This window comes from Bacillus sp. FSL W8-0848, assembly GCF_038007805.1.
Lineage (GTDB): Bacteria > Bacillota > Bacilli > Bacillales > Bacillaceae > Bacillus > Bacillus glycinifermentans.
Genome location: NZ_JBBOYB010000001.1, coordinates 3,339,531 through 3,362,745, shown reverse-complemented (window position 1 = coordinate 3,362,745; position 23,215 = coordinate 3,339,531). Strand labels below are relative to the sequence as shown.

Annotated in this window: 25 protein-coding genes; 20 read left to right on the top strand and 5 right to left on the bottom strand. The window is 48.0% G+C overall.

Translation table 11 applies throughout. The features are described from left to right. Positions 1–6: 6 nt before the first annotated feature. Together NSQ39_RS17855 and NSQ39_RS17850 are read right to left on the bottom strand one after the other, a co-directional pair. Positions 7–1,578 carry an MFS transporter gene (locus tag NSQ39_RS17855; protein WP_216899260.1) on the bottom strand — a complete coding sequence of 524 codons (1,572 nt, stop codon included), beginning with the start codon at positions 1,576–1,578 and terminating at the stop codon, positions 7–9. Between the two features lie 140 nt (positions 1,579–1,718). After that, a complete protein-coding gene (locus NSQ39_RS17850) occupies positions 1,719–2,201 on the bottom strand; it encodes a MarR family transcriptional regulator (protein ID WP_175075784.1) in 483 nt (160 codons plus the stop codon). A gap of 196 nt (positions 2,202–2,397) precedes the next feature. Here NSQ39_RS17850 and hprK point away from each other — a divergent pair, with 196 nt between their 5' ends. The 5 genes from hprK to NSQ39_RS17825 are packed head-to-tail and all read left to right on the top strand — an operon-like array spanning position 2,398 to position 6,279. Further along, positions 2,398–3,330, top strand: coding sequence for an HPr(Ser) kinase/phosphatase (gene hprK / locus NSQ39_RS17845; RefSeq protein WP_046129483.1), 933 nt, complete (start codon positions 2,398–2,400; stop codon positions 3,328–3,330). 11 nt (positions 3,331–3,341) lie between these two features. Continuing rightward, positions 3,342–4,154: a prolipoprotein diacylglyceryl transferase gene (gene lgt / locus NSQ39_RS17840; RefSeq protein ID WP_046129484.1), complete on the top strand. Its 813-nt coding sequence runs from the start codon at positions 3,342–3,344 to the stop codon at positions 4,152–4,154. Positions 4,155–4,178: 24 nt separating this feature from the next. Continuing rightward, entirely contained in the window at positions 4,179–5,120 is a 942-nt protein-coding gene (locus NSQ39_RS17835) for a nucleoside recognition domain-containing protein (RefSeq protein WP_216899254.1), read from the top strand. After that, positions 5,117–5,764, top strand: coding sequence for a pyrophosphatase PpaX (gene ppaX / locus NSQ39_RS17830; protein WP_216899256.1), 648 nt, complete (start codon positions 5,117–5,119; stop codon positions 5,762–5,764). The genes NSQ39_RS17835 and ppaX overlap by 4 nt, the downstream gene beginning before the upstream one ends. After that, a complete protein-coding gene (locus tag NSQ39_RS17825) occupies positions 5,761–6,279 on the top strand; it encodes an acyltransferase (RefSeq protein WP_046129487.1) in 519 nt (172 codons plus the stop codon). Before ppaX ends, NSQ39_RS17825 begins: the two co-directional genes overlap by 4 nt. A 20-nt stretch (positions 6,280–6,299) precedes the next feature. On the opposite strand, the gene NSQ39_RS17820 is transcribed toward NSQ39_RS17825, so the two are convergent. Further along, complete coding sequence (locus NSQ39_RS17820) at positions 6,300–6,965, bottom strand: pectate lyase (protein WP_046129488.1); 666 nt, start codon at positions 6,963–6,965, stop codon at positions 6,300–6,302. Positions 6,966–7,283: 318 nt separating this feature from the next. Here NSQ39_RS17820 and NSQ39_RS17815 point away from each other — a divergent pair, with 318 nt between their 5' ends. After that, a complete protein-coding gene (locus tag NSQ39_RS17815) occupies positions 7,284–7,469 on the top strand; it encodes a hypothetical protein (protein ID WP_157759346.1) in 186 nt (61 codons plus the stop codon). A 221-nt stretch (positions 7,470–7,690) separates the two neighbouring features. Here NSQ39_RS17815 and NSQ39_RS17810 read toward each other — a convergent pair whose 3' ends face one another. Further along, positions 7,691–8,422 (bottom strand): C39 family peptidase, encoded by a 732-nt coding sequence (locus NSQ39_RS17810; protein ID WP_046129490.1) that lies wholly within the window; start codon positions 8,420–8,422, stop codon positions 7,691–7,693. Between the two features lie 208 nt (positions 8,423–8,630). On the opposite strand from NSQ39_RS17810, the gene NSQ39_RS17805 reads away from it, so the two are divergent. The 8 genes from NSQ39_RS17805 to hisIE are packed head-to-tail and all read left to right on the top strand — an operon-like array spanning position 8,631 to position 15,055. Further along, a complete protein-coding gene (locus NSQ39_RS17805) occupies positions 8,631–9,806 on the top strand; it encodes an ATP phosphoribosyltransferase regulatory subunit (protein ID WP_046129491.1) in 1,176 nt (391 codons plus the stop codon). Beyond that, the gene (gene hisG / locus NSQ39_RS17800; protein WP_046129492.1) at positions 9,799–10,431 is read left to right on the top strand and encodes an ATP phosphoribosyltransferase; all 633 of its coding nucleotides are present in this window, start codon (positions 9,799–9,801) and stop codon (positions 10,429–10,431) included. Before NSQ39_RS17805 ends, hisG begins: the two co-directional genes overlap by 8 nt. Before the next feature lie 5 nt (positions 10,432–10,436). After that, positions 10,437–11,717 (top strand): histidinol dehydrogenase, encoded by a 1,281-nt coding sequence (gene hisD, locus NSQ39_RS17795; protein WP_046129493.1) that lies wholly within the window; start codon positions 10,437–10,439, stop codon positions 11,715–11,717. After that, complete coding sequence (gene hisB, locus NSQ39_RS17790; RefSeq protein ID WP_046129494.1) at positions 11,717–12,301, top strand: imidazoleglycerol-phosphate dehydratase HisB; 585 nt, start codon at positions 11,717–11,719, stop codon at positions 12,299–12,301. The genes hisD and hisB overlap by 1 nt, the downstream gene beginning before the upstream one ends. Next, entirely contained in the window at positions 12,302–12,940 is a 639-nt protein-coding gene (gene hisH / locus NSQ39_RS17785) for an imidazole glycerol phosphate synthase subunit HisH (protein WP_046129495.1), read from the top strand. It abuts the gene before it with no gap. Beyond that, entirely contained in the window at positions 12,937–13,674 is a 738-nt protein-coding gene (gene hisA, locus NSQ39_RS17780; protein ID WP_046129496.1) for a 1-(5-phosphoribosyl)-5-[(5-phosphoribosylamino)methylideneamino]imidazole-4-carboxamide isomerase, read from the top strand. Before hisH ends, hisA begins: the two co-directional genes overlap by 4 nt. Then, entirely contained in the window at positions 13,671–14,429 is a 759-nt protein-coding gene (hisF, locus tag NSQ39_RS17775; protein ID WP_046129497.1) for an imidazole glycerol phosphate synthase subunit HisF, read from the top strand. Before hisA ends, hisF begins: the two co-directional genes overlap by 4 nt. Then, complete coding sequence (gene hisIE, locus NSQ39_RS17770) at positions 14,426–15,055, top strand: bifunctional phosphoribosyl-AMP cyclohydrolase/phosphoribosyl-ATP diphosphatase HisIE (RefSeq protein WP_046129498.1); 630 nt, start codon at positions 14,426–14,428, stop codon at positions 15,053–15,055. The genes hisF and hisIE overlap by 4 nt, the downstream gene beginning before the upstream one ends. Positions 15,056–15,130: 75 nt before the next feature. On the opposite strand, the gene NSQ39_RS17765 is transcribed toward hisIE, so the two are convergent. After that, a protein-coding gene (locus NSQ39_RS17765; protein WP_231947364.1) for an IS3 family transposase occupies positions 15,131–16,686 on the bottom strand; the annotation gives its coding sequence in 2 pieces (ribosomal slippage) (positions 15,131–16,029 and positions 16,029–16,686; 1,557 coding nt in all). A gap of 243 nt (positions 16,687–16,929) precedes the next feature. On the opposite strand from NSQ39_RS17765, the gene NSQ39_RS17760 reads away from it, so the two are divergent. The 6 genes from NSQ39_RS17760 to whiA all read left to right on the top strand — a co-directional run bounded on the left by NSQ39_RS17760 (position 16,930) and on the right by whiA (position 23,215). Beyond that, positions 16,930–18,390, top strand: coding sequence for a tetratricopeptide repeat protein (locus NSQ39_RS17760; RefSeq protein WP_216898807.1), 1,461 nt, complete (start codon positions 16,930–16,932; stop codon positions 18,388–18,390). A gap of 168 nt (positions 18,391–18,558) precedes the next feature. After that, complete coding sequence (gene trxB, locus NSQ39_RS17755) at positions 18,559–19,509, top strand: thioredoxin-disulfide reductase (RefSeq protein ID WP_046131823.1); 951 nt, start codon at positions 18,559–18,561, stop codon at positions 19,507–19,509. A 389-nt stretch (positions 19,510–19,898) separates the two neighbouring features. Then, positions 19,899–20,372, top strand: coding sequence for an 8-oxo-dGTP diphosphatase (locus tag NSQ39_RS17750; RefSeq protein WP_096891935.1), 474 nt, complete (start codon positions 19,899–19,901; stop codon positions 20,370–20,372). Between the two features lie 19 nt (positions 20,373–20,391). Next, positions 20,392–21,282, top strand: coding sequence for an RNase adapter RapZ (gene rapZ / locus NSQ39_RS17745; protein ID WP_046131825.1), 891 nt, complete (start codon positions 20,392–20,394; stop codon positions 21,280–21,282). A 1-nt stretch (position 21,283) separates the two neighbouring features. After that, complete coding sequence (locus NSQ39_RS17740) at positions 21,284–22,237, top strand: gluconeogenesis factor YvcK family protein (protein WP_046131826.1); 954 nt, start codon at positions 21,284–21,286, stop codon at positions 22,235–22,237. A 27-nt stretch (positions 22,238–22,264) separates the two neighbouring features. After that, positions 22,265–23,215 carry a DNA-binding protein WhiA gene (whiA, locus tag NSQ39_RS17735; RefSeq protein ID WP_048354984.1) on the top strand — a complete coding sequence of 317 codons (951 nt, stop codon included), beginning with the start codon at positions 22,265–22,267 and terminating at the stop codon, positions 23,213–23,215.

Genomic DNA, 23,215 nt, shown 5'->3' with positions numbered 1-23,215 from the left:
TGTTTTTTATTTTTTCATGCCGCGGATGGGGGCCTGTTTGTTTCTATAGACCGATAATATGGTGATCGCGCCAATTACAATAATGGAGATGATGGCAGCGGCTAAGTAAAGTTTTCCAAATCCCGTACCAATGCTCTCTTGAATCGCATCTGTAATGATTTGTTTTATATTAGGATCCGGAATTTGGCTGAGCTTTTCTTTCAGCTGCAGCGCATTTGTTTCGCCTCCTGCAAATGAATTCGCGGAAATGCCGCTGTCCTTTAGTTTTTCGGTGATACGGCCGGCGATATTTTCGTAGCCGGCCGTAATAAATCCGGCATAAATCGCGGGCGCCAGTGTCAGTCCCATTTGCCTGACGAGCGACAATGTTCCGAGCGCGGTTCCGTAATGCTGTCTTGCGGACTCTGATACGAGCATATTTAAAGGCGCGCCCAACAGAAAGCCAAAACCGATCCCGGCAATCACGCTCGCTAAAACAAATTCCCATTTTTCCGTCACCCAGACCGACAACAGCAAAAAGCCCAAAAATGAAACGGCTCCTGAGAGCAAAGTTGTTTTGACCGGCCCTTTTTTGTCAGCCATCATTCCGCCGAGTCCCGCTCCTGCGCCTGAAGCAAGCGCAAGCGGTGTCATCCAGTAGCCTGCTTTTTCCGGGGCGACATGCAAATACTGCTCCGCATATGAAGGAATAAAAATGACGGCAGCCAACAGCCCCCCGGATAAGAAACCGATAAAAAGCGTCCATTGAAACACTTTGTTTTTCAATAAGCTGCAGGCGAGGATCGGATCTCCGCCTTTTTGCTCGACCCGTTTTTCATAAAAAAACAGTCCCGCAAACAAAACGAGGCCGGCCGCGGCAAAAAAGAAAAAGCTTGGATCGGCCAGGCCGGTCAATACATCTTGGCCATTAAGATTTGTTATGCCGTACATAACAGACAAAATGGCCAAAGATAAAATGACGGTTCCCGTCAGATCGAGAGGCTTGATTTGATCCGCTTTTGTTTCGCCGATAAACGGAAAGCTCAACAGGACGAGTCCGGCGGCAATCGGCAAATTAATCAAAAACAGCCAATGCCAGCTTCCGGCGATATCAAGAATGAAGCTGCCGATATTCGGACCGAGCACAGCGGCGATCCCGTTCATCGCACCTAACAGTCCAAGCGTAGTCCCCTGTTTTTCTTTCGGGAGCGCCGTGAGAACATGGGAGCTTCCGATGATGAAAATGCCGCCCCCGCCAAGCGATTGAATGAGACGCGCCGCTAAAAACACCGGAAAGTTTTGGCTGATGGCAACCAATAAAGACCCTATGCCAAAAAGCGTGACCTCTGCAATAAACAGTTTTTTTCTTCCGTAACGGTCTGACAGCTTTCCGACAATCGGAACACTGACGGACAAGCCTAGTGTATAAAGCGTAATTCCCCATGCTCCCCACGAAGGGGACACTTGAAAAGACTCATTGATGGTCGTAAGTGCTGCTGAAATAATCCCATTGTCCAAGGCTGCCATAAACACGCCGACCGTAAACAGAACAATTGCCCATTTCTGGTTCGGTTCGTCTGCCGGAAGAGTGGCTGGCATCATGATTCCCCCCTTATATCATTAACTCCAAACTAATAATTCACTTTAAGTGAACTATTTTCATCATCCTTCAAAATCCTTGTTTTGTCAAAAGAAATTTTTCATCAAAAAAAGCCGCGCTTGTACCGGCCGCGGCTTTATTAGTCTGATTCATTTGATTTCAGCGCTTTTTCAAGGATGCTGAGCCCTTCATTCACTTTTTTCTTTTCTTCTTCATTCATCATTTCGAGGGCTTTCTTCAGCTTCCCATGCCCTTTTTTATACAAGCCTCGGAAAATACCTTTTGCTCTCTCCGTCAATTCGACGACGATCGTTCTTCGATCTGTCTCAGAATGCGTTCTTTTTATAAAATCGGCCTGTTCAAGACGGCCGAGAAGCCCGGTCATATTAGGCAGGGAGGCGCCCATTTTTTCGGCGATCTCCGAGACTTTCAGTTTTCCGTGGTTGTTCAAAAGCATTAATACTTTCATTTGCGGCATACTGATATCAAGCTTCATCCATTCAGAGACATCCCCGAGTCCAGCCGCTGTCAGCACTTTCATATAAAGAACCCATGTTTCCTTTTCCTCGGGAGAAAGGATGTCCTCGTTCAGCACGGTTGTATCGTGAATGTTGTATTCCACGCTCTGTTCACTTCCTTTAAACGTTCCTCTCTTCATACTACTGATTTTTCGGGATGAAAGAAAGTCTTTCGCCGGGTAGCTCTGGGGAATCGTCATGAAGCTTTATCAAAAATTGTTTTAGGTTTATTTTGAAAGTGATAGAATAAAGCTGAATGTCTAGTTTTTCTTCACCTGAGAAGAGGAGGGTGCATCAATCGTGCCGAAAGTTCGAACAAAAGATGTGATGGATAAATTTAAGCTGGAACTGATCAGCGGAGAAGAAGGAATCAACCGTCCGATTACGATGAGTGATTTGTCAAGGCCGGGTCTTGAAATGGCGGGATATTTTACATATTATCCGAAAGAACGGGTCCAGCTGCTTGGGAAAACGGAAATTACCTTTTTTGAGAAACTCCCTGAGGAAGAAAAAAAACAGCGGATGCTTTCTTTGTGTACTGAGATTACGCCGGCGATCATCCTTTCGCGGGATTTGCCGATTCCCCCGGAACTGATCGAAGCTTCTGAACAAAACGGCGTCCCTGTACTGCGTTCGCCGTTGAAGACGACGCGTCTGTCAAGCCGTCTGACGAATTTCCTCGAAAGCCAGCTCGCGCCGACGACGGCGATCCACGGCGTGCTCGTCGATGTGTACGGTGTAGGTGTGTTGATTATTGGAAAGAGCGGGGTCGGAAAAAGCGAAACTGCATTGGAGCTTGTCAAAAGAGGCCATCGTCTTGTAGCCGACGACTGCGTGGAAATCAGGCAGGAAGATCAGGACACGCTGATCGGGAGTGCGCCTGAATTAATTGAGCATCTCCTTGAGATCAGAGGCCTCGGCATCATCAACGTAATGACGCTTTTCGGCGCGGGAGCCGTCAGGAGTTTTAAACGGATTACCCTTGTGATGAGCCTTGAGCTTTGGGAGCAGGGAAAACAGTATGACCGTTTAGGGCTTGATGAAGAAAAAATGAGAATCATTGATACCGAAATTCCAAAGCTGACCATTCCGGTCCGTCCGGGGCGAAACCTCGCCGTTATTATCGAAGTGGCTGCCATGAACTTCAGGTTGAAGCGAATGGGCCTGAACGCTGCTGAGCAATTCACCAATAAGCTTGCGGACGTGATCGAAGACGGTGAGCTTGAAGAATAGGAGTTGACAATATGAATGAAACGATTGAACCTTTAAATCCGATTGCCTTTCACTTAGGCCCGATTGCCGTCCACTGGTACGGGATCATTATCGGCTGCGGAGCGCTGCTCGGATTGTGGCTGGCGGTCAGGGAAGGCGAACGAAGGGGGCTTCATAAAGACACTTTTGTGGACCTCGTTCTTTTTGCGATACCGATTGCGATTATTTGCGCGAGAACGTACTATGTCATTTTTCAATGGGACTATTACAGCAAACATCCCGATCAGATCGTTCAAATATGGAACGGCGGCCTGGCGATCCACGGCGGCCTTATCGGAGCCGTGCTGACGGGGATCGTCTATTCAAAGGTAAAGGGCATTTCCTTTTGGAAACTCGCCGATATTGCGGCGCCGAGCATCCTTTTAGGCCAGGCGGTCGGCCGCTGGGGAAACTTTATGAACCAGGAAGCGCACGGTGACGCCGTATCAAGGGCGTTTTTGGAAAATCTGCACTTGCCTGATTTCATCATCAACCAAATGTATATTAACGGGCAATATTATCAGCCTACTTTTTTATACGAATCATTATGGAGCTTTACGGGAGTCATCATTTTACTTCTTTTGAGAAAAGCGAATTTAAAAAGGGGCGAGCTGTTTTTACTCTATATCATCTGGTATTCGATCGGACGCTGCTATATCGAAGGCCTGCGCACGGACAGCCTGATGCTGACGCAATCGCTCAGAATCGCCCAAGTCATTTCGATTGTTCTGATCGTTTGCGCGGTCGCGCTCATTCTGTACAGACGGTTTAAAGGCGATCAAATTAAACGATATCAAGAGATGTAGACTGCATGTAAAGGGGAGACAGCAATGAAGGGAACCTTAAAGGCCGGGGCGAAAGCGGGGCTGAAAACGACGTGGACGCTCGGAAAAGTGATTTTTCCGGTTACGCTGATCGTCAGCCTGCTCCAGCATACCCCGGTGATGGGCTGGCTGATCAAGATCATCACGCCGGCGATGGGAGTTTTCGGTCTTTCGGGGGAAGCGGCGATACCGCTCGTGTTAGGCAACATGCTCAACCTGTATGCCGGGATTGCAGGAATATTAACGCTCGATTTGTCTGTTAAGGAAGTGTTTATTCTGGCGGTCATGCTGTCATTTTGCCATAACCTGATTATCGAGTCGACGGTCGCTTCAAGGGTCGGAATCAAAATATGGCTCATTTTGCTTGTCCGCATCGGCCTTGCCGCCTTTTCAGCCATCTTTATCAACCTCTTGTGGCACGGCGGAGGAGAGGCTGCAAAATACGGTTTGATTTCTGCAAAAGGCGCGGCTCCGACGGGCTGGTTTGACATTGCGCTTGAAGCCTTCACAAAAGCCGGTCTGGGAATCCTTCAGCTTGCCGCGATCGTCATCCCGCTGATGATCGTCATTCAATATATGAGAGACCTCGGCTGGCTGAACGTTTTCTCAAAGTGGTTTGCACCGGTAACGAGAATGCTCGGGATGAAAGAAAATACATCGATGACAATGGTTGCAGGACTCGCGATCGGGCTCGCATACGGAGCCGGGGTCATGATCAAAGCTGTCGAAGAAGACGGCGTCAGCAACAGGGATGTGACGCTCGCGTTCATTTTTCTCGTCGCCTGCCATGCCGTCGTTGAAGATACATTGGTATTTATCCCGCTCGGCATTCCGGTCTGGCCGCTTCTTGTGATCAGGCTTGCCACCGCGGTCCTCCTGACGATCGCGATTTCTCGCCTCTGGAGGAAGCCGGACTATTCCGTTCAAGAGAAAGGAAGCTTTATATGAAAATAAATACTGTTCTGTTTGATTTGGATGGAACGCTCATCAATACAAATGAGCTGATCATTGCATCTTTTTTGCATACGCTTGAACATTACGCCCCAGGGCGTTATCAAAGGGAGGATGTGCTTGCGTTCATCGGTCCGTCCCTTTACGAAACCTTCAGCGGCATACATAAAGATAAGGCGGAAAAAATGATCAGCATGTACCGAGAGTTCAATCATAAAATGCACGATCAGCTCGTAACGGAATATGATACAGTTTACGAAACGCTCGACCGCTTGGCCGAAGAAGGGTATAAGCTCGGAATCGTGACGACAAAACTGCGCGATACCGTCAACATGGGCCTCAAGCTGACAGGGCTTGACCGATTCTTCGAGACGGTTGTAACGCTTGACGACGTCACGCGCGCCAAACCTGATCCGGAGCCTGTTCTGCTTGCGCTTTCCAAGCTCGAAAGCCGCCCTGAAGAAGCGATCATGGTCGGCGACAATTACCACGATATTTTAGCCGGGAAACATGCGGGCACAAAAACGGCGGGCGTCGCCTGGACGATTAAAGGGGAAGCAAGCCTTGCCAAGCATCAGCCCGACTATATGCTCGGCAAAATGAGCGATCTCCTTGCGATCCTCGGAGTGGAACCGGCTTGAGAAACACGAAGCGCTATCCGGTGTCAGGAGCCAACTCCTTATGGCATGTCTATCAAACGGTTCCGTTTTTCAAAGTGGTCAAAAACTTCATCGTCATTCAGACGGCCCGCTATACACCGTTTCTCGGGATGAAAAACTGGATGTACAGAACGTTTTTGCGGATGAAGATCGGAGAGCAAAGCTCATTTGCCTTGATGGTTATGCTTGATGTGATGTTTCCCGAAAAAATTTCCGTCGGCCGCAATACCGTGATCGGCTACAATACAACGATTTTAGCCCATGAGTATTTAATTAAAGAATACCGTCTCGGCGAGGTCACAATCGGCGACGAAGTGATGATCGGGGCCAATTCGACGATCCTTCCCGGCGTGACCATCGGAGACGGCGCCGTCGTATCCGCCGGAACGCTCGTCCATAAGGACGTCCCGCCGGGCGCTTTTGTCGGCGGCAATCCGATGCGGCTCATTTATACAAAAGAAGAAATGGAGAAACGGATGGAACCCCCCGCTGAGTAAACAGAGGGGGTTTTTCATGGCTAGAATTCCTGATTGTTTTTTTCCGTAACATGTTTTACTCCGATCCATTTTTTGCCGACATTCGAGTATCTTGTGTTTGTCATCGTGACAGTGCTTGTTGAGCTGTCCGTTCTGAAAATGGCTTCCTTCATGTTGGTGATGGTGCAGTTGTCAATTATGACGGAAGTTTTAAAGGTTGAACCGCCGAGCTGACGGATGAACTTGCCGCCTTGATCAGCTGTGAAGTTTTTCACCGCAAAGGTGCCCGCTTTGTTGATTTGAAAAATCTTATCTGAGGCCAGACGCGCAGATCCTCCGTTGATGGTGACATTCCCTTCTTGTTTCACGGTCAGGGCGTCCTCACCGACATCCTCCCAAACGACATTGCTGATAGAAGCGTTTCCATAAGTGTGAACGCCATCAGCAGCCGGTGCGCCAAGCACGACATTTTTCAGCGTCGCCCCATTCTCCACCTTGAAAATCGGTTTTTGGCCTTCTTTCTGACTGCCGTCGCCAAGCTCCGGACCAGCCGTAAAACGCTGTCCTTTTCCATCATAAGTCTTCCCTTTTTCAACGACAATCGTTTGATGGACGATCTCTGCGGCAGAGGCTTTTTCAGGAAAAGCCTGTCCACTCAAACCGGCAACCAAGCCAGACAGCACGACCAAACCTGCTAATTTTTTCATAACCGAAACCCTCCTAAAGATTTAGTATTGGCTGATATAAAGCCATGTCTCCCGCCTTTGTCTCCGCCTGCCATTTTCGTTCTGGTTCTTTTGCAATGAAAGGGAGGTATTCAACTTCCGTATTATCATAAAAGGAGATTCAACGATTGTAAATAAATAAATTGGAAATTTAGAAAATACGGTAAATTAAAAACGGATTAAAAATCGGTATATTCATTTTTAATTATTTAGCCAGTGAAAATAGAGCTATTTTCGAACGTGATCAAAGAATCAATAGAAAAAGTTTTGGGGTATGACGATGAAAAAGAGTTTGTGGGTATGCATGGCAGCTGGAGCAAGCCGGGATCTGTTCCAAGCATGGGCTGGGTGAAAGGCTCCCTCAGGATTGCCGTTCAAGAAATAAGCGCTGATAAGGAAATCATGGGAATCCCTTCTTGCGGATACGATTGGGATGTAACAAATCCGGATCAAAATGCAATGAAGCAGCGGGATGAAATTCAATGAGGCAAAAGCAAGTCCGTCATACGATCAACAGACAGCTTCGATGACGTTTCCCTATACGGATCAGAATCATCAGCAGCATGTCGTCTTAGAAACATGAAGATCCCCGTCGGCGTTTCTGTATATTCTTTATTGTCATGAATCAGAGTTCATTTGGCAGGCTGTTCAAAAAGGAATCAAATAATATGAAAAAGAGGCCGGAATGATTCATTCCAGCCTCTTTGTTATGAAGCGATGACAACCGCCTGGCTGCCCATTTGTTTCCATGCCTTTTCAAAATTGCTTCTGTCGACTTTCCTGTTTTTGTAGCCGTAAGGATCGTTCAAATAAACGTATTTATCATTATAGCCGGTAATCGCGACGCTATGGACGCTGTAGGTGACATCAACCTTGCCTGACGGCGTATTCCACGTTTGCATATCATTGACCGGGGCAAATCTTACGGTGGTAATGACCCAGACCGGTCTTCCTTTGTTGAGCTGTTTATAGATGGCCGCCGGCTTTTTTCCCGTCAGGTCGATAGCTTTCGTGCCCGCATAAGAAGCGGCCAGCTTGTAAATCGGACCGTGGTAGACACTTAGGCCAGGGCCGTTTTCCATATCGCCGACAAATCCGTCGTTAGGGTTTCCTTTTAAGCCGTTTTGATAGGTGAGCGGCACTCTATTGATTTTTTGAGCCAGTTCATTTTTCGACACATCATATCCGCTGTAGTTTAAGATCATCGCCAGGCTGGCGACTTCGCATCCGTTATAAAGCTTCGGAGCATCCATTTGTTTGATTAACGGCACGTCCAGCGTATTGTCCGCTTCTTTGCTTTTGACTTCTTCTCCCCCCGTTTTCGCTTGGCTGTTTTCGTGAATTAACGGGCCGATCATATCTTTGGAAAACAGTATGAAAATGGCTAAGGCAAAAGCTGTTAAGAAAAAAATAGAAAATAGCGCTTTGATGAATTTCATATCAGTCTCCCGTCCTGTTTTAGAGAATAAAAATTTGTTCTTTATACGATTATATCATCAAGGCATTCTTAAAATAAAAGAAATCATTTTAACAAAAGTGGGACAGTCTGTTATTGATTTTGACTCTTTCATCTGTTAGCATATTATCATATTATCGAACTAAAGGATTTGGAATTTTTCTTCAAACGTATACGGGGGTGCAAGTCAGATGTTTATGTTCGAAAAGCCTCACGGCATGAGAGACACGCTGCCCGGTCTCTATGAAACGAAGAAAAGGGTGCGTTCTGCACTTCTTGATGTGATCGGCCTGTGGGGATACCGATTTGTGGAAACTCCGACGCTCGAGTTTTATGAGACGGTCGGCGTGCAGTCAGCTATTTTAGAACAGCAGCTTTTTAAGCTGCTTGATCAGGAAGGGAAGACGCTTGTGCTGCGCCCTGATATGACAGGGCCCATTGCAAGGGTGGCGGCTTCACAGCTTTTGAAACAACATCATCCGATCCGCGTCGGGTATGCGGCGAACGTTTTCAGAGCGCAGGAACGCGAAGGCGGCCGTCCCGCAGAATTTGAACAGGTCGGGGTCGAGCTAATTGGAGACGGATCATCAAGCGCCGATGCCGAGGTGATTGCCCTTGTCGTTAGTGCGCTTAAAAACGCGGGGCTTACGTCTTTTAAAATTTCGATCGGCCATATCGGAATCGCAGATGCGTTATTTATGGACGTTTTGGGAAATGAAGAAAGGGCTCAAGTGCTGCGGCGCTTTTTATATGAAAAAAATTACGTCGGCTACCGCGAACACGTGAAATCGCTGAATTTATCGTCAATCGATAAAAACAGGCTGCTTGAGCTTCTGAAGCTGAGGGGCGGTATTGAAACGTGCGGCTCGGCTAAAGCGATCATCGATTGCGAACAAGGAAAGAGTGCGATTACACAGCTTGAAGCTCTTTGGCAGACACTCGGCGATTACGGATGCGCAGAAGACGTCAGGCTCGACTTAAGCATGGTCAGTCATATGAGCTACTATACCGGTATTTTATTTGAAATATACGCTGAAAACGTCGGCTTTCCGATCGGGAACGGAGGACGCTATGACCAGCTGCTCGGCCGCTTCGACTCCCCGGCTCCGGCGACGGGCTTCGGAATCCGTATCGACAGGCTGCTTGAAGCTTTGAACGCGGAAGATGCACAAGAAAAAATGGATATCGTCATTTTCAGCACGGAGCAAAGGATAGAGGCCATTCAATTCGCAGAGGAAGAACGGCGGAGGGGCAAAAAAGTCGTTCTCCAAGATTTAGCCGGGATCGAAAACATCGATCAAATGACGAAATCTTTTCAAAACGTGACCTATTTTATCGGTTCCGGAAAGGAAGAGCAGCATGGGTAAACGATTGACGATTGCAATGCCGAAAGGACGGATTTTTGATGAAGCCGCCGGACTGCTCCGAAAAGCCGGCTATCAGCTTCCCGAAGAATTCGAAGATTCAAGAAAATTGATTATCGATGTACCGGAAGAAAGCCTTCGATTTATCCTGGCTAAACCGATGGATGTCACAACATATGTGGAGCATGGAGTGGCGGATGCCGGAATCGCTGGCAAAGACGTCATGCTTGAAGAAGAGCGTGATGTCTACGAGGTTCTCGATTTGAAGATCAGCAAATGCCGCCTGGCAGTAGCCGGTCTGCCGCAGGCTGCTGCAGGCGGTGTTGCACCGAGAGTGGCGACGAAATATCCGAATGTCGCGTCAAGCTATTTCAGGGAACAGGGAGAGCAGGTCGAAATCATTAAGCTGAACGGGTCGATCGAGCTTGCCCCGCTCATCGGTCTCGCCGACCGGATCGTAGATATTGTGTCAACCGGACAAACGCTCTTGGAAAACGGCCTTGTGGAAACCGAGAAAATTTGCGACATTACGTCACGGTTTATCGTGAATCCCGTGAGCTACCGGATGAAAGACGATGTCATCGATGAAATGGCTTCAAGGCTTGCGCTTATCGTGGAAGGGGAATAGATAATATGAAGATCAAATCCATCGGCGGGAATACCGCTGTTTCGCTGAAAAGGTCGATCAGCGCCGGAACGGAAGAACAAAGAAAAGCTGTACGCACGATCATTGACGAGGTGATCAAACGCGGGGATGCGGCTGTTGCCGATTTTACGAAGCGGTTTGACGGAGCCGTTGTATCCGATCCGCGCGTTTCCGAACAGGAAATCAAGGAAGCCTACAGCATGCTGAAACAGGAAGATGTGGATACGCTGAAAGCGGCGATTTCCAATATAAAAGAATATCATGAACGGCAGCTGGCATCTTCCTGGTTTTACCACAGAGAAGACGGAACGATGCTCGGGCAAAAAATCACGCCGCTTGATTCGGCTGGCGTTTACGTTCCCGGAGGAACCGCGGCTTACCCGTCATCGGTTCTGATGAATGTCATTCCTGCAATTGTTGCGGGCGTCGGCCGAATTGTGCTTGCATCTCCGCCGGGAAAGGACGGGAAGCTGTCTCCGGGGGTTCTCGTCGCGGCGGCTGAGCTCGGCATAAAAGAAATGTACAAAATCGGAGGGGCTCAGGCGATAGCGGCTCTGGCCCACGGAACGGAAACGATATACCCTGTCGATAAAATCACGGGGCCCGGCAATATTTATGTCGCCTTGGCGAAACGCGAGGTATTCGGCCAGGTTGACATCGACATGATTGCAGGGCCGAGCGAAATCGCCGTTCTTGCCGATCAGACGGCAAACCCGCGTGAAATCGCCGCAGACCTGCTTTCGCAGGCTGAACATGATGCGATGGCGTCAAGCGTTCTGGTCACCGATTCCCATTCACTCGCTGAAGCCGTTCAGAAAGAAGTGAACCGCCAGCTTGAAGAGCTGCCGAGAAAAGACATTGCCCGGCAGTCCATTGAAGATCACGGCTGTATTTATGTAGCAGAAACCATTGATGACGCCGTCACTGCCGTTAACGAGCTTGCTCCGGAGCACCTTGAAATCGTAACGGAAAATCCTGAGGCGCTGCTTGGAAAAATCAAGCACGCCGGCGCGATTTTCTTGGGGCGCTACAGTTCTGAGCCTGTCGGGGATTATTTTGCAGGTCCGAATCACGTGCTGCCTACCAACGGAACGGCGAGATTTTCAAGCCCGCTCAGCGTCGAAGACTTTCAAAAACGATCTAGCATCATCTCATACAGCAAGGAAGCTTTCCGCGAAAACGCTGAAAGGATAGCCGCTTTTGCCAGAATGGAAGGGCTTGAAGCACATGCTAGAGCCATCGAATCAAGAAACGGGGAGGAAGACTGATGAGAAAAGCCGAACGGGCAAGAAAAACGAATGAAACGGATATTAAGCTGTCTTTCAATATTGACGGCCAAGGAGAAGCGGATATTCAAACAGCTGTGCCGTTTATGACGCACATGCTCGACTTATTTACAAAGCACGGCCAGTTCGACCTTTCCGTCAAGGCCGAAGGCGATGTGGACATCGATGACCATCATACGACAGAAGATATCGGCATTTGTCTCGGGCAGGCGCTTTTGGAAGCGCTCGGCGATAAAAAAGGCATTAAACGCTACGGATCAAGCCTTGTGCCGATGGACGAAGCGCTCGCCCAGGTAGCGGTCGATTTGAGCAACAGGCCGCATCTTGAGTTCAGGGCGCAGCTTCCGAGCCGGAAAGTCGGAACATTTGATACTGAGCTCGTCCACGAATTTTTATGGAAGCTCGCCCTGGAAGCGCGCATGAATCTTCACGTCATCGTCCACTACGGGACGAATACGCATCACATCATTGAGGCGATTTTTAAAGCGCTTGGCCGCGCGCTTGACGAAGCCACGATGATCGACCCTCGCGTGAAAGGAATTCCATCAACGAAAGGAATGCTGTAAATGATCGGTGTCATTGACTATGGAATGGGGAACCTGTACAGCGTATCAAAAGCATTGGAGCGGATCGGAGCGGATTATATTGTATCAGAGCGGATCAGCGAGCTGCAGAAAGCGGACAGCTACATCCTGCCGGGAGTCGGCGCGTTTCGCGATGCGATGGAGATTTTAAACAAAACGGATTTAAAGACCTTTATACGGGATGCGGTCGGTGAAGGGAAGCCTCTTCTCGGGATTTGCCTCGGCATGCAGCTGTTGTTCGAGGAAAGCGAAGAACGGGGCATTACCGGCGGACTCGGTCTTTTAAAAGGGAAGGCCGTCAAGCTTGAAGCCCGAGATGAAGCGGGAAACCGCTTAAAGGTACCGCACATGGGCTGGAACCGCCTCGCGATTCACCGCGATTCACCGCTTTTGACGAAGGCTGACGAAGGCTACGCTTATTTTGTCCATTCCTATTATGTCAGCGGGATGGATGAGGAAGCTCTCTTGGCAAGCGCTGATTACGGCGTGCGCGTACCGGCCGTCGTCGGGCTTGATCATGTATACGGGGCCCAGTTCCACCCTGAAAAAAGCAGCACCGTCGGAATGTCGATTTTAAAACGATTCAAACAATTGACAGAAGAACAGAAGGTGACAGCATGAGCGGGTTTACAATATATCCGGCCATCGATATGAGAAATGGAAAATGCGTCAGGCTTGTGCAGGGAGACTATGCAAGGGAAACGGTATACGGGGATTCCCCGCTTGAGATGGCGGCATTGTTTGCAGATCAGGGGGCCGAATGGATCCACCTCGTCGATTTGGATGGCGCGAGAGAAGGCAAAACAGTCAACGATGTTCATGTGAAAGCCATCGCGGATCGATTGAATGTCAAAGTGCAGGTCGGCGGGGGCATCAGGACCGAAAAAGACGTTGATGACTATCTCTCAAATGGCGTAGAAAGAGTGATTTTAGGTAGCTCGGCCGTGTCTGATCCGGCGTTTGTCAAAAAGATGCTGAAGACGTACCAGCATCATATTGCAATTGGACTTGACGCAAGAGACGGTTTTGTCTCGACGGAAGGCTGGCTCGAAACGTCATCCGTGACGGCGGTGGAGCTTGGCAGAAAGCTGGCCGCGGAAGGCGCGGAGGTTTTTATTTTCACCGATATTGCGACAGACGGAATGCTGTCCGGACCGAACATTGACAGTACGGTAGAGCTTGCCGGAGCCACCGGAAAACAGGTTATTGCCTCAGGCGGCGTCAGCTCTCTTAGCGATTTGGAAGCTTTGGCGGCTCATGGCTCTGAAGGCGTCAGCGGCGCAATCGTCGGCAAAGCTTTATACACGAATCAATTCACCGTGCCTGAAGCGCTTGAAAGGGTGGGGACCAGGTGATTACAAAACGCATTATACCGTGTTTGGATGTAAAGGACGGCCGTGTCGTCAAAGGGATCCAGTTTCTTGAACTGAAGGACGCCGGCGATCCGGTAGAACTTGCAGAGGTGTACGACAAAGAAGGCGCAGATGAACTCGTCTTTCTCGATATTTCCGCATCGCATGAAGGAAGAAAAACGATGGTCGACGTTGTGGAAAGAGTGGCGGCAAAGCTTGCGATTCCCTTCACCGTCGGCGGCGGTATCAACCGTCTGGAAGACATGAAGACGATTTTAAGAGCGGGTGCGGACAAAGTTTCCGTCAATACGGCCGCTGTCCTTCGCCCCGAGCTGATTGCCGAAGGCGCCGGCTTTTTCGGTTCCCAATGCATCGTCGTCGCCATTGACGCCAAATACGATGAAGCTGAAGACGAATATTTCGTTTACACACACGGCGGCCGGAAAAAGACGGATCGTGACGCAGTGTCATGGGCGAAGGAAGCCGTTCAGCGGGGAGCGGGCGAGATTTTGCTGACGAGCATGGACTCCGACGGGGAGAAGAACGGATTTGACCACAAGCTGACAAAGCTCGTGTCAGAAGCGGTCCCGGTTCCGGTGATTGCCTCAGGCGGCGCCGGAAACGCCGAGCATATGAGAGCCGTGTTTGAAGAAGGCAAAGCAGATGCAGCACTCGCCGCCTCCATCTTCCACTACAAAGAAACGTCGGTTAAAGAGGTAAAAGCTTATCTAAAAGAGCGCGGGGTGAATGTAAGATGATAAAGGCAGACGAATTGAAGTTTAATGAAGCGGGTTTAATCCCGGCGATCGTCCAGGATGCAGCAAGCAAAGAAGTGCTGACACTGGCCTATATGAACAAAGAATCGTTTGAAAAAACGATCGAGACAAAGGAAACGTGGTTTTTCAGCCGTTCCCGCGGAGAACTGTGGCATAAAGGCGAGACTTCAGGCAATATTCAGCATGTGAGAGACATCCGCCTCGATTGCGACCGCGACGCTCTGGTCGTGCTTGTCGAGCCGCAGGGCCCGGCCTGTCATACGGGAAGCTACAGCTGCTTCTCATCCTTGAATGACGGCAGGGAAGCAAGCGGCGGCCGTTTCTCTATTATCAATGAGCTCGAAGCCGTCATCGCCAGCCGGCAGGCTGAAATGCCCGAAGGCGCCTATACGACGTATTTATTTCGGGAAGGCATTGATAAAATCCTGAAAAAAGTCGGCGAAGAAGCCGCCGAGGTGATCATTGCTTCGAAAAACCGCGATCATGAAGAATTGAAATGGGAGGCAGCAGATCTCCTCTATCATTTGTTCGTCCTTTTAAGAGAGCAGGCCCTTCCGCTTGATGACGTATTGAGCGTGCTGAAAAAACGCCACGAAGGATCCAAATAACGCGCGATAAAAAAATCCAGACCTTTCATGTGATCTGCACCCTGTCAAGTAGACAGTGGAAATAACTAAAACACACTAGACGGCTTTAGCCCTGTATTCCACTGGGCTGAGGCCGTTTAGTTTTTCTTGTAGACGATCGTGGTTGTAAAAGTGGATATATTCATCAATTGCGCTTTGAAGTGCCTCAAATGTCTCGTACGAATTCCGTCTGTATTTCTCGCATTTTAATTTCCCCCAAAACGACTCAATGGGGCCGTTATCAATACAGCGGCCGACGCGGGACATACTCTGTGTCATATTTGCGTTTTCAATCATCCTTCTAAACTGGTGGGACGTGTATTGAAAACCTCTGTCGCTGTGAAGGAGAGGACGTGCGTTTGGGGCTGCCTCAAGCGCTTGGTTCAAGGTTTTAAACACAAGGGCGTTATTATTGGATTTCCCCAGCACATAAGACACGACCATTCCCTCATGAAGATCTAAAATGGCACTGAGGTACGCTTTCCGATGGCCGTATTTTAGCTCTGTCACATCAGTCACCCATTTTTGATTTGGTTTGTCCGCTTTAAACTCTCGATTCAGGATATTTTCGGACACATGTTGAGGCGTCGCTTTGCCGTAACGTTTTTTCTTCCGCCGAATGACACACTCCAGCTTGGCAATTTTCATCAGCCGATAGATGCGCTTATGATTGAGGCGCTCTTTAAAGCGGCGGTTCATGTTTAAGGTCATTCTGCGGTATCCGTAGATACCGCCAATTTGTTCGTGAAGTAGCGCCATTTTGGCGATAATCTTTTCATTCTGTTTTTCTCTCGCTGAAGGTACTCGGCTCCTCCATTTGTAATACCCCTGGCGCGAAACTTCGGCAATCTCACATAACATTTGGACAGAAAAGCCTTCTTTTCGATTCAGCTCTAAAATGGCGAGATATCGATCTTCGTACCGAACCTGACTTAGAACCGCCTCCTTTTGATCTCTTCCAACTTTTTTAAGAACGCATTCTCTGCGCGCAAACGCTCATTTTCCTGTTCCAGCCGTTTGTTTTCCCGTTGAATTTTTTCTTCAGGTGTCAGTTCTTCTTCGGTTTTGCGTTTCCCTCGGTTGTCTTTTAAGGCCTCTTCTCCGCCTTCTTGATACTTTTTCACCCATTGATACACCTGTTGGTAGGAGACTTGATGAATCTCCATTGATCTGGCGTAGTCCTTTCCATGAGCTAGACAATCCTTCGCAATCTCAATCCGTTCTTCCAATGAAACGTTCTTCCGTTTGGTCATCAAACGATTCCTTCCTCTCCCGCTGTCTTTTAACGTTTTATGACCATTATAAAGCTCAACCCACTTCATGAGTACGGATTTACTGGAAATCTTATATTTTCTCGAGATTTCTCTTTGAGAGTAGCGTCCGGATAAGAAGTCTTTCACGGCATTGTATTTTAATTCTGCGGGATAGAACTTATGGCGCTTTGAACGTTCCAAACTCTCCACACCCGCCATATCATGCGATGTTCTCCATTCACGAATCGTTTCGGCATGAATGCCATATTTTTCTGCGATCTCCTTCACCGAATTATTGCCCTGATCACATTCTGATAGAATATTCAATTTTTCTTCTTTTGAAAACCATTTTCCAGCCATGAAAAAACTCCCCCAAGGCAAACAGATTTTTTTATTTCATCTGTCTACCTTTAGGGGAGCATATCAATGAGTTTGGGTTTTTTTATTAAAAAATAAGCGATCAGCCAATATAAATGTAAGGAATGGATAAGCCAAAAGTGGAAAATGAAGAGAAAATTTTCGAAACCTTGTTTTTGCTCTGTTAAGCCTACGAGAAACTATGTTATACTACTCACGGTATACAGTTTGAAATGGAGGGTATCTGTGGGAAAGTACACTTCTGAAGATCATAAAAAAGCGAGAATTGTTCAGCTTTTTCAGGATGGGCAATATCTTTATCATAAAGGGCTCAAAGCTTACAGAGAGCGAAATTTATCCCGCGCGAGCAAGCTCATACAGAGGGCGATTTTTCTTGAACCTGAAAATACGGGCATGCTGAGTCAGCTTGCCGTCATTTATACAGAGATGGGCTATTACCAGCAATCAAATGAACTATTGGACTTCATTCTAAAAAATATAAACGAAAAAATGACCGAGTGCTACTATTTTAAAGCGAACAACTATGCTCATCTCGGACTTTTCCAGGAAGCCTACAAGGCGGCGGAAACTTATTTAAAGGAAGATCCGAACGGCGAGTTCAGCGCGGAAAATGCGGAGCTCCTTGATTTATTGGATATGGGAGAAAATGATTCAGGCTACTCGGAATACGACCAGGATGATTTAATCCTCAAGCAGGACAAGGCGAAATCGCTGTTGGAAAGCGGAGAGCTTCAGGAATCGATCAAGATACTTGAAGAAATCATTGCCGATTATCCGGAATTTTGGTCGGCTTACAATAACTTGGCGCTTGCCTATTTTTACGCCGGCGATATCCAAAAAGCGAAGACGACGATTTATGACATTTTGGAAAAGAGCCACGGCAATCTGCATGCGCTTTGCAATCTTCTTATTTTCTACCATTATGAAAGAAAAGACGAAAAGGTTAGAACGCTTTCTCAGCAGCTGTCCAATATTTATCCGATGCTGCTTGAGCAGAGGTATAAGCTCGGAGCGACGCTTTCGCTTGTCGGCAGGTACGACCTCGGGTTTAAATGGCTCAAATCTCTTTATCGCATGGGATTTGAAGGAGACGAAACCTTTTACTACTGGCTTGCCTGTTCCGCATATTTTACCGGGCGCACTCAGTTTGCCCAGACCGTGTGGAAAAAAATGCAGGAAGAGCATCCTTCTGCCGGACGGATGGAGCCGTGGAAAGAACGGATCGAAAAAGTCCCTGTTCAGCGGCCGCTTGAGGAACGCCTTGCCGCATACTACCTAAGCGGGAGAAAAGGGGAAAAAGAACTGCTGAAAGCCGTGCTCGATTCCAAAATGGCCAAAACGTCGTTTGAAGATCAGTTTGTAAGGCTCGTGCTGTACGGCGAAAACGGGACGGCCGTCACCTCAAAAGACGCTCGTCTCGCATACAGAACAGCGAAAGCGATCGAAGAAGCCGACCGTTCCGCGATCGAACAGGAAGCGATGTGTTTTTGGATATTTCATGTCATTCAGCAAATCAGGGCTTACGGGCTTCAGCTGAAAAACGCCGACGGGTTGGCCGCGGCCATCTACTTCATTTGGAAAACAGAGCATCAGGAGCGTCTGACGAAAGCCGAAACGGCAAGGCTTTTCCGAATTTCGCCAGGAACGCTTTCAAAATACGAACGTACATTAAAAGAACATCTTTAACAACAGGCTGAACCTTGGTTCATCCTGTTTTGTTTTTTGAGCAAAAATATAGCGCTTATTCATGATATTTTATAGGATATGGGTAAGGAAGAATCAAGAAGGGAATCTTATAGAAATGGACTGCTTGCCGGCGTAAGCAGCAAGAAGATTCATGAAGGAGTGAACATTGTGTCAGAAGAAAAAATTTATGACTGCATCATCATCGGAGCGGGTCCTGCAGGAATGACAGCGGCCGTTTATACATCAAGAGCGAACCTGTCAACCTTGATGGTTGAAAGAGGGGTGCCCGGCGGACAGATGGCCAACACGGAGGATGTGGAAAACTATCCGGGATTTGAAAGCATTCTTGGACCCGAACTTTCCAATAAAATGTTTGAACACGCGAAGAAGTTCGGTGCGGAGTATGCGTACGGAGACATTAAAGAAATCGTAAACGGCGATGAGTATAAAATCGTTAAAGCGGGATCAAAAGAGTTCAAAGGGCGCTCCATTATCATTGCGGCCGGCGCTGAATACAAAAAACTCGGCGTTCCCGGCGAAAAAGAGCTCGGCGGCCGCGGGGTTTCATACTGCGCGGTATGCGACGGCGCATTCTTTAAAAACAAAGAGCTCGTCGTTGTCGGCGGCGGAGACTCCGCAGTGGAAGAAGGCGTCTACTTGACGCGCTTTGCTTCAAAAGTAACGATCGTACACCGCCGCGACAAACTGAGAGCGCAAAGCATTCTTCAAGCGCGGGCGTTTGACAATGAAAAAGTCGATTTCCTTTGGAACAAGACGGTCAAGGAAATTCATGAACAAGACGGAAAAGTCGGCAAAGTGACGCTCGTTGATACCGTTACCGGCGAAGAAGAAGAATTCCGTACGGACGGCGTCTTTATTTACATCGGCATGCTGCCGCTGTCAGAACCGTTCAAAAACCTCGGCATCACAAACGATGAAGGCTATATCGTAACGAATGAGCGCATGGAGACGAAAGCCGAAGGCATTTTTGCAGCAGGCGACATCCGCGAAAAATCGCTCCGCCAGATCGTTACTGCAACAGGTGACGGAAGCATCGCCGCACAGAGCGTTCAGCATTATATTGAAGAGCTGAAGGAAAAAGAAAAGGCTGTAAAATAACGGCCGTTAATCGTCATCGTGATTTAATCGGTCTGTAACACCAGTGAAACAATTTTTGGTTATGATTAAATCAGTAATTGACCCCCTTTTATAATGAATTTTTTGGCGCGGATTTTCGATCCGTGCCCTTTTTTTATGCAAGGGTAATTTTTACATATTTTCACAATTTGTTCATATTTACAACATGAATATCAGGATTTTGCTGTAAAATAGAAGAAAAGAAGTTTTTTCGCAAACGCTTCCATTCGCGTCCTGAAGGCATGAGAGGAACCAGGCAAAAGAATCGGCGGCCCGGAAAAACCGATTTTTACAGTTGGACTGCATGTTCATTGTGAGCGGGATCAGGAAACGGTATAATAAGAAAAAGAATTGTTGGAATTAAAGGATGGGTGACAGACTTGCAAAGAGTGACGAATTGTGTGCTGATTTCAGATGATCAAGTCCTTTTGCTGAAAAAACCGCGCCGGGGCTGGTGGGTCGCCCCGGGCGGGAAAATGGAAAGCGGGGAAACGGTCAGGGATGCCGTCATCAGGGAATATCGCGAAGAGACAGGCTTATACGTATTAAACCCGCAATTAAAAGGAATATTCACCTTTATCATAAAAGAAAATGATCAGGTTGTATCAGAATGGATGATGTTCACGTTCGTCGCCGATCATTATACAGGAAGTCCTGTAGAGGAGTCTGAAGAAGGGATCATTCAGTGGCATCAGGCAGGAGAGATAGAGAATTTGCCGATGGCGCCGGGTGATGGTCATATCCTTGATTTTATGCTGAAGGGCAGCGGACTGCTTCACGGCACATTTACGTATACGCCGGATTTTGAACTGCTGTCCTACCGTCTGGACCCGCAGGGCGAATAAAAAACTAGGGGGGAGAAGCATGAGTGCGAATGGAAGCCACGAAATTCAGCTGGTCATTATAACTGGAATGTCAGGCGCAGGAAAAACGGTTGCGATTCAAAGCTTTGAGGATCTCGGTTTTTTCTGTGTGGACAATCTGCCGCCGTCTCTGCTCCCGAAATTTTTGGAGCTGATGAAGGAATCAAGTTCAAAAATGAGCAAGGTGGCCCTTGTCATGGATTTGCGCGGACGCGAATTTTTCGACAGGCTGATCGAGGCTCTCGATGAAATCGGGGAAACATCGTGGATCACGCCGCGTATTTTGTTTTTAGATGCAAAGGATTCGGTTCTTGTTTCGCGCTACAAAGAGACAAGGCGGTCACACCCTCTTGCCACGACGGGACTGCCGCTTGAAGGAATCGAAACGGAACGCGAGCTTTTGGAGGAGCTGAAAGGCCGCTCGCAAATCATATACGACACATCCGATATGAAGCCGAGGGATCTTCGGGAAAAGATCGTCCAGCATTTTGCGGACGATCACGGCCGCCATACTTTTACAGTCAATGTCATGTCGTTTGGATTTAAATACGGGATTCCGATTGACGCTGATCTTGTATTCGATGTGAGGTTTCTTCCGAATCCGTATTATATCGACAGCATGAGGCCGCTGACCGGAAGGGACGAGGAAGTGTCCTCCTATGTGATGAAGTGGAGCGAAACGCAGAAGTTCCTTGAGAAGCTGACGGATCTTTTGGGCTTTATGCTTCCTTCCTACAAACGCGAAGGAAAAAGCCAGCTTGTCATTGCGATCGGATGCACAGGGGGCCAGCATCGCTCTGTGACCCTTGCTGAATACATTGCCGATTATTTTAAAAAAGACTACTATACTCATGTTACTCACCGGGACATTGAGAAGAAAAGCAGAAAATAGCATGGCAGATCAGAAAAAAATCGCGATCTTTGGCGGCGGGACAGGTCTTTCCGTTTTGCTGAGGGGATTAAAGCATCAGCCTGTAGACATCACGGCGATCGTGACGGTCGCCGATGACGGGGGAAGCTCCGGACGCTTGAGAAACGAGTTGAAAATCCCCCCGCCCGGCGATGTCCGGAACGTGCTGGCTGCATTGTCGGACGTGGAGCCGCTCGTCGAAGACCTGTTTCAGCACCGCTTTAAAAAAGGCGGCGATTTAATCGGCCATTCGCTGGGGAACTTAATTTTGGCGGCGATGACGAATATAACCGGTGATTTTTTTCACGCCGTTACCGAAATGAGCAAAGTTTTAAATGTTCGCGGAAAAGTTCTCCCGGCTGCAAATACAAGCGTGGTGCTTCATGCGGAGATGGAAGACGGACGGATTATATCCGGCGAATCGACGATTCCTTCTTACGGACAGCGGATTAAAAGGGTGTTTTTAACCCCGGAAAAAATCGAGCCCTTGCCGGAAACGATCGAAGTGATCCGGGAGGCCGATCTGATCATTCTCGGGCCTGGCAGCCTCTATACGAGCATTTTGCCCAATCTGCTCGTCCCGAAGATCGGAGAGGAAATTTTAAACGCATCAGCGAAAAAGGTCTATATTTGCAATGTGATGACACAGCCTGGAGAAACGCTGTACTACAGCGCTGCCGATCACGTAAACGCCCTGAATCAGCACATGGGCGGACCTTTTATTGATACGATCCTCGTCAATTCAGAGGAAATCCCGGAAGATATTCGGGAAAGATACGCAAAAGAATCGGCCCAGCCTGTTCAGTTCAACATAGACGTTCTGTCTAGCATGGGACTTGAAGTGATCAAAGATCAAATCGTGACGTATGAAAACGGCGTGATCCGCCATGATACGCATAAAGTCGCTTCGCTTCTTGTTGATTTGTTAAAAGAATAGCAGGCCTTGGAATGGGGGTGTCTAAACATGTCATTTGCATCGGAAACGAAAAAAGAACTTACAAACCTGGAAGTCAAGGATTGCTGCGCGAAAGCGGAACTCTCCGCCCTCATTCGGATGAACGGTTCACTTTCTTTTTCAAACAGAAAGGTTGTTCTCGATGTCCAAACCGAGAACGCGGCCATCGCAAGAAGAATTTATACATTGATCAAAAAACAATATGAGGTTTCGGTCGAACTGTTGGTTCGAAAAAAGATGAGACTGAAAAAAAATAACGTCTACATCGTGCGTTTGATCGAAAACGCAAAGTTCATCCTTGAAGATTTAAAAATACTCGGAGAGAACTTTGTCATCGTGAGAAACATTTCAGAGGAACTGGTCAAAAAAAGGTGCTGCAAGCGATCTTATATGAGAGGGGCTTTTTTGGCCGGAGGGTCTGTCAACAATCCTGAGACCTCTTCGTACCATCTCGAAATTTTTTCGCTGTACAAAGAGCATAATGACTCATTATGCAGGCTCATGAACCAGTTTCACTTAAACAGCAAAACGCTTGAGCGGAAAAAGGGATATATCACTTATCTGAAGGAAGCCGAGAAAATCACCGAATTTTTAAACGTGATCGGCGCACACAATTCTCTGCTTCGCTTTGAAGACGTCCGGATCGTGCGCGACATGAGGAACTCGGTGAACCGCCTCGTCAATTGCGAAACCGCAAATTTAAACAAAACGATCGGCGCTTCTCTCAGACAGGTGGAAAACATTAAATTCATCGATGAGAAAATCGGTCTTGAAGCTTTGCCCGAAAAGCTGCGGGAAATCGCACAGCTCCGCATCGACTATCAGGAAGTGACCTTAAAAGAGCTTGGGGAAATGGTCGCGAGCGGAAAAATCAGCAAGTCGGGCATCAATCACCGTCTTAGAAAATTGGACGAAATTGCCGAACAGCTGCGGCTGGGACAGCCGGTTTCTTTAAAATAA

Excerpts from the sequence above, each read along its gene's own strand:
- hisIE (WP_046129498.1), top strand. The coding sequence starts at position 14,426 with ATGATAAAGGCAGACGAATTGAAGTTTAATGAAGCGGGTTTAATCCCG.
- hisB (WP_046129494.1), top strand. The coding sequence starts at position 11,717 with ATGAGAAAAGCCGAACGGGCAAGAAAAACGAATGAAACGGATATTAAG.
- NSQ39_RS17810 (WP_046129490.1), bottom strand. The coding sequence starts at position 8,422 with ATGAAATTCATCAAAGCGCTATTTTCTATTTTTTTCTTAACAGCTTTT.
- NSQ39_RS17855 (WP_216899260.1), bottom strand. The coding sequence starts at position 1,578 with ATGCCAGCCACTCTTCCGGCAGACGAACCGAACCAGAAATGGGCAATT.
- NSQ39_RS17815 (WP_157759346.1), top strand. The coding sequence starts at position 7,284 with ATGCATGGCAGCTGGAGCAAGCCGGGATCTGTTCCAAGCATGGGCTGG.
- hisH (WP_046129495.1), top strand. The coding sequence starts at position 12,302 with ATGATCGGTGTCATTGACTATGGAATGGGGAACCTGTACAGCGTATCA.
- lgt (WP_046129484.1), top strand. The coding sequence starts at position 3,342 with ATGAATGAAACGATTGAACCTTTAAATCCGATTGCCTTTCACTTAGGC.
- NSQ39_RS17740 (WP_046131826.1), top strand. The coding sequence starts at position 21,284 with ATGGCAGATCAGAAAAAAATCGCGATCTTTGGCGGCGGGACAGGTCTT.
- whiA (WP_048354984.1), top strand. The coding sequence starts at position 22,265 with ATGTCATTTGCATCGGAAACGAAAAAAGAACTTACAAACCTGGAAGTC.
- hisA (WP_046129496.1), top strand. The coding sequence starts at position 12,937 with ATGAGCGGGTTTACAATATATCCGGCCATCGATATGAGAAATGGAAAA.
- NSQ39_RS17820 (WP_046129488.1), bottom strand. The coding sequence starts at position 6,965 with ATGAAAAAATTAGCAGGTTTGGTCGTGCTGTCTGGCTTGGTTGCCGGT.
- NSQ39_RS17835 (WP_216899254.1), top strand. The coding sequence starts at position 4,179 with ATGAAGGGAACCTTAAAGGCCGGGGCGAAAGCGGGGCTGAAAACGACG.
- NSQ39_RS17805 (WP_046129491.1), top strand. The coding sequence starts at position 8,631 with ATGTTTATGTTCGAAAAGCCTCACGGCATGAGAGACACGCTGCCCGGT.
- rapZ (WP_046131825.1), top strand. The coding sequence starts at position 20,392 with ATGAGTGCGAATGGAAGCCACGAAATTCAGCTGGTCATTATAACTGGA.
- hisG (WP_046129492.1), top strand. The coding sequence starts at position 9,799 with ATGGGTAAACGATTGACGATTGCAATGCCGAAAGGACGGATTTTTGAT.
- ppaX (WP_216899256.1), top strand. The coding sequence starts at position 5,117 with ATGAAAATAAATACTGTTCTGTTTGATTTGGATGGAACGCTCATCAAT.
- hisD (WP_046129493.1), top strand. The coding sequence starts at position 10,437 with ATGAAGATCAAATCCATCGGCGGGAATACCGCTGTTTCGCTGAAAAGG.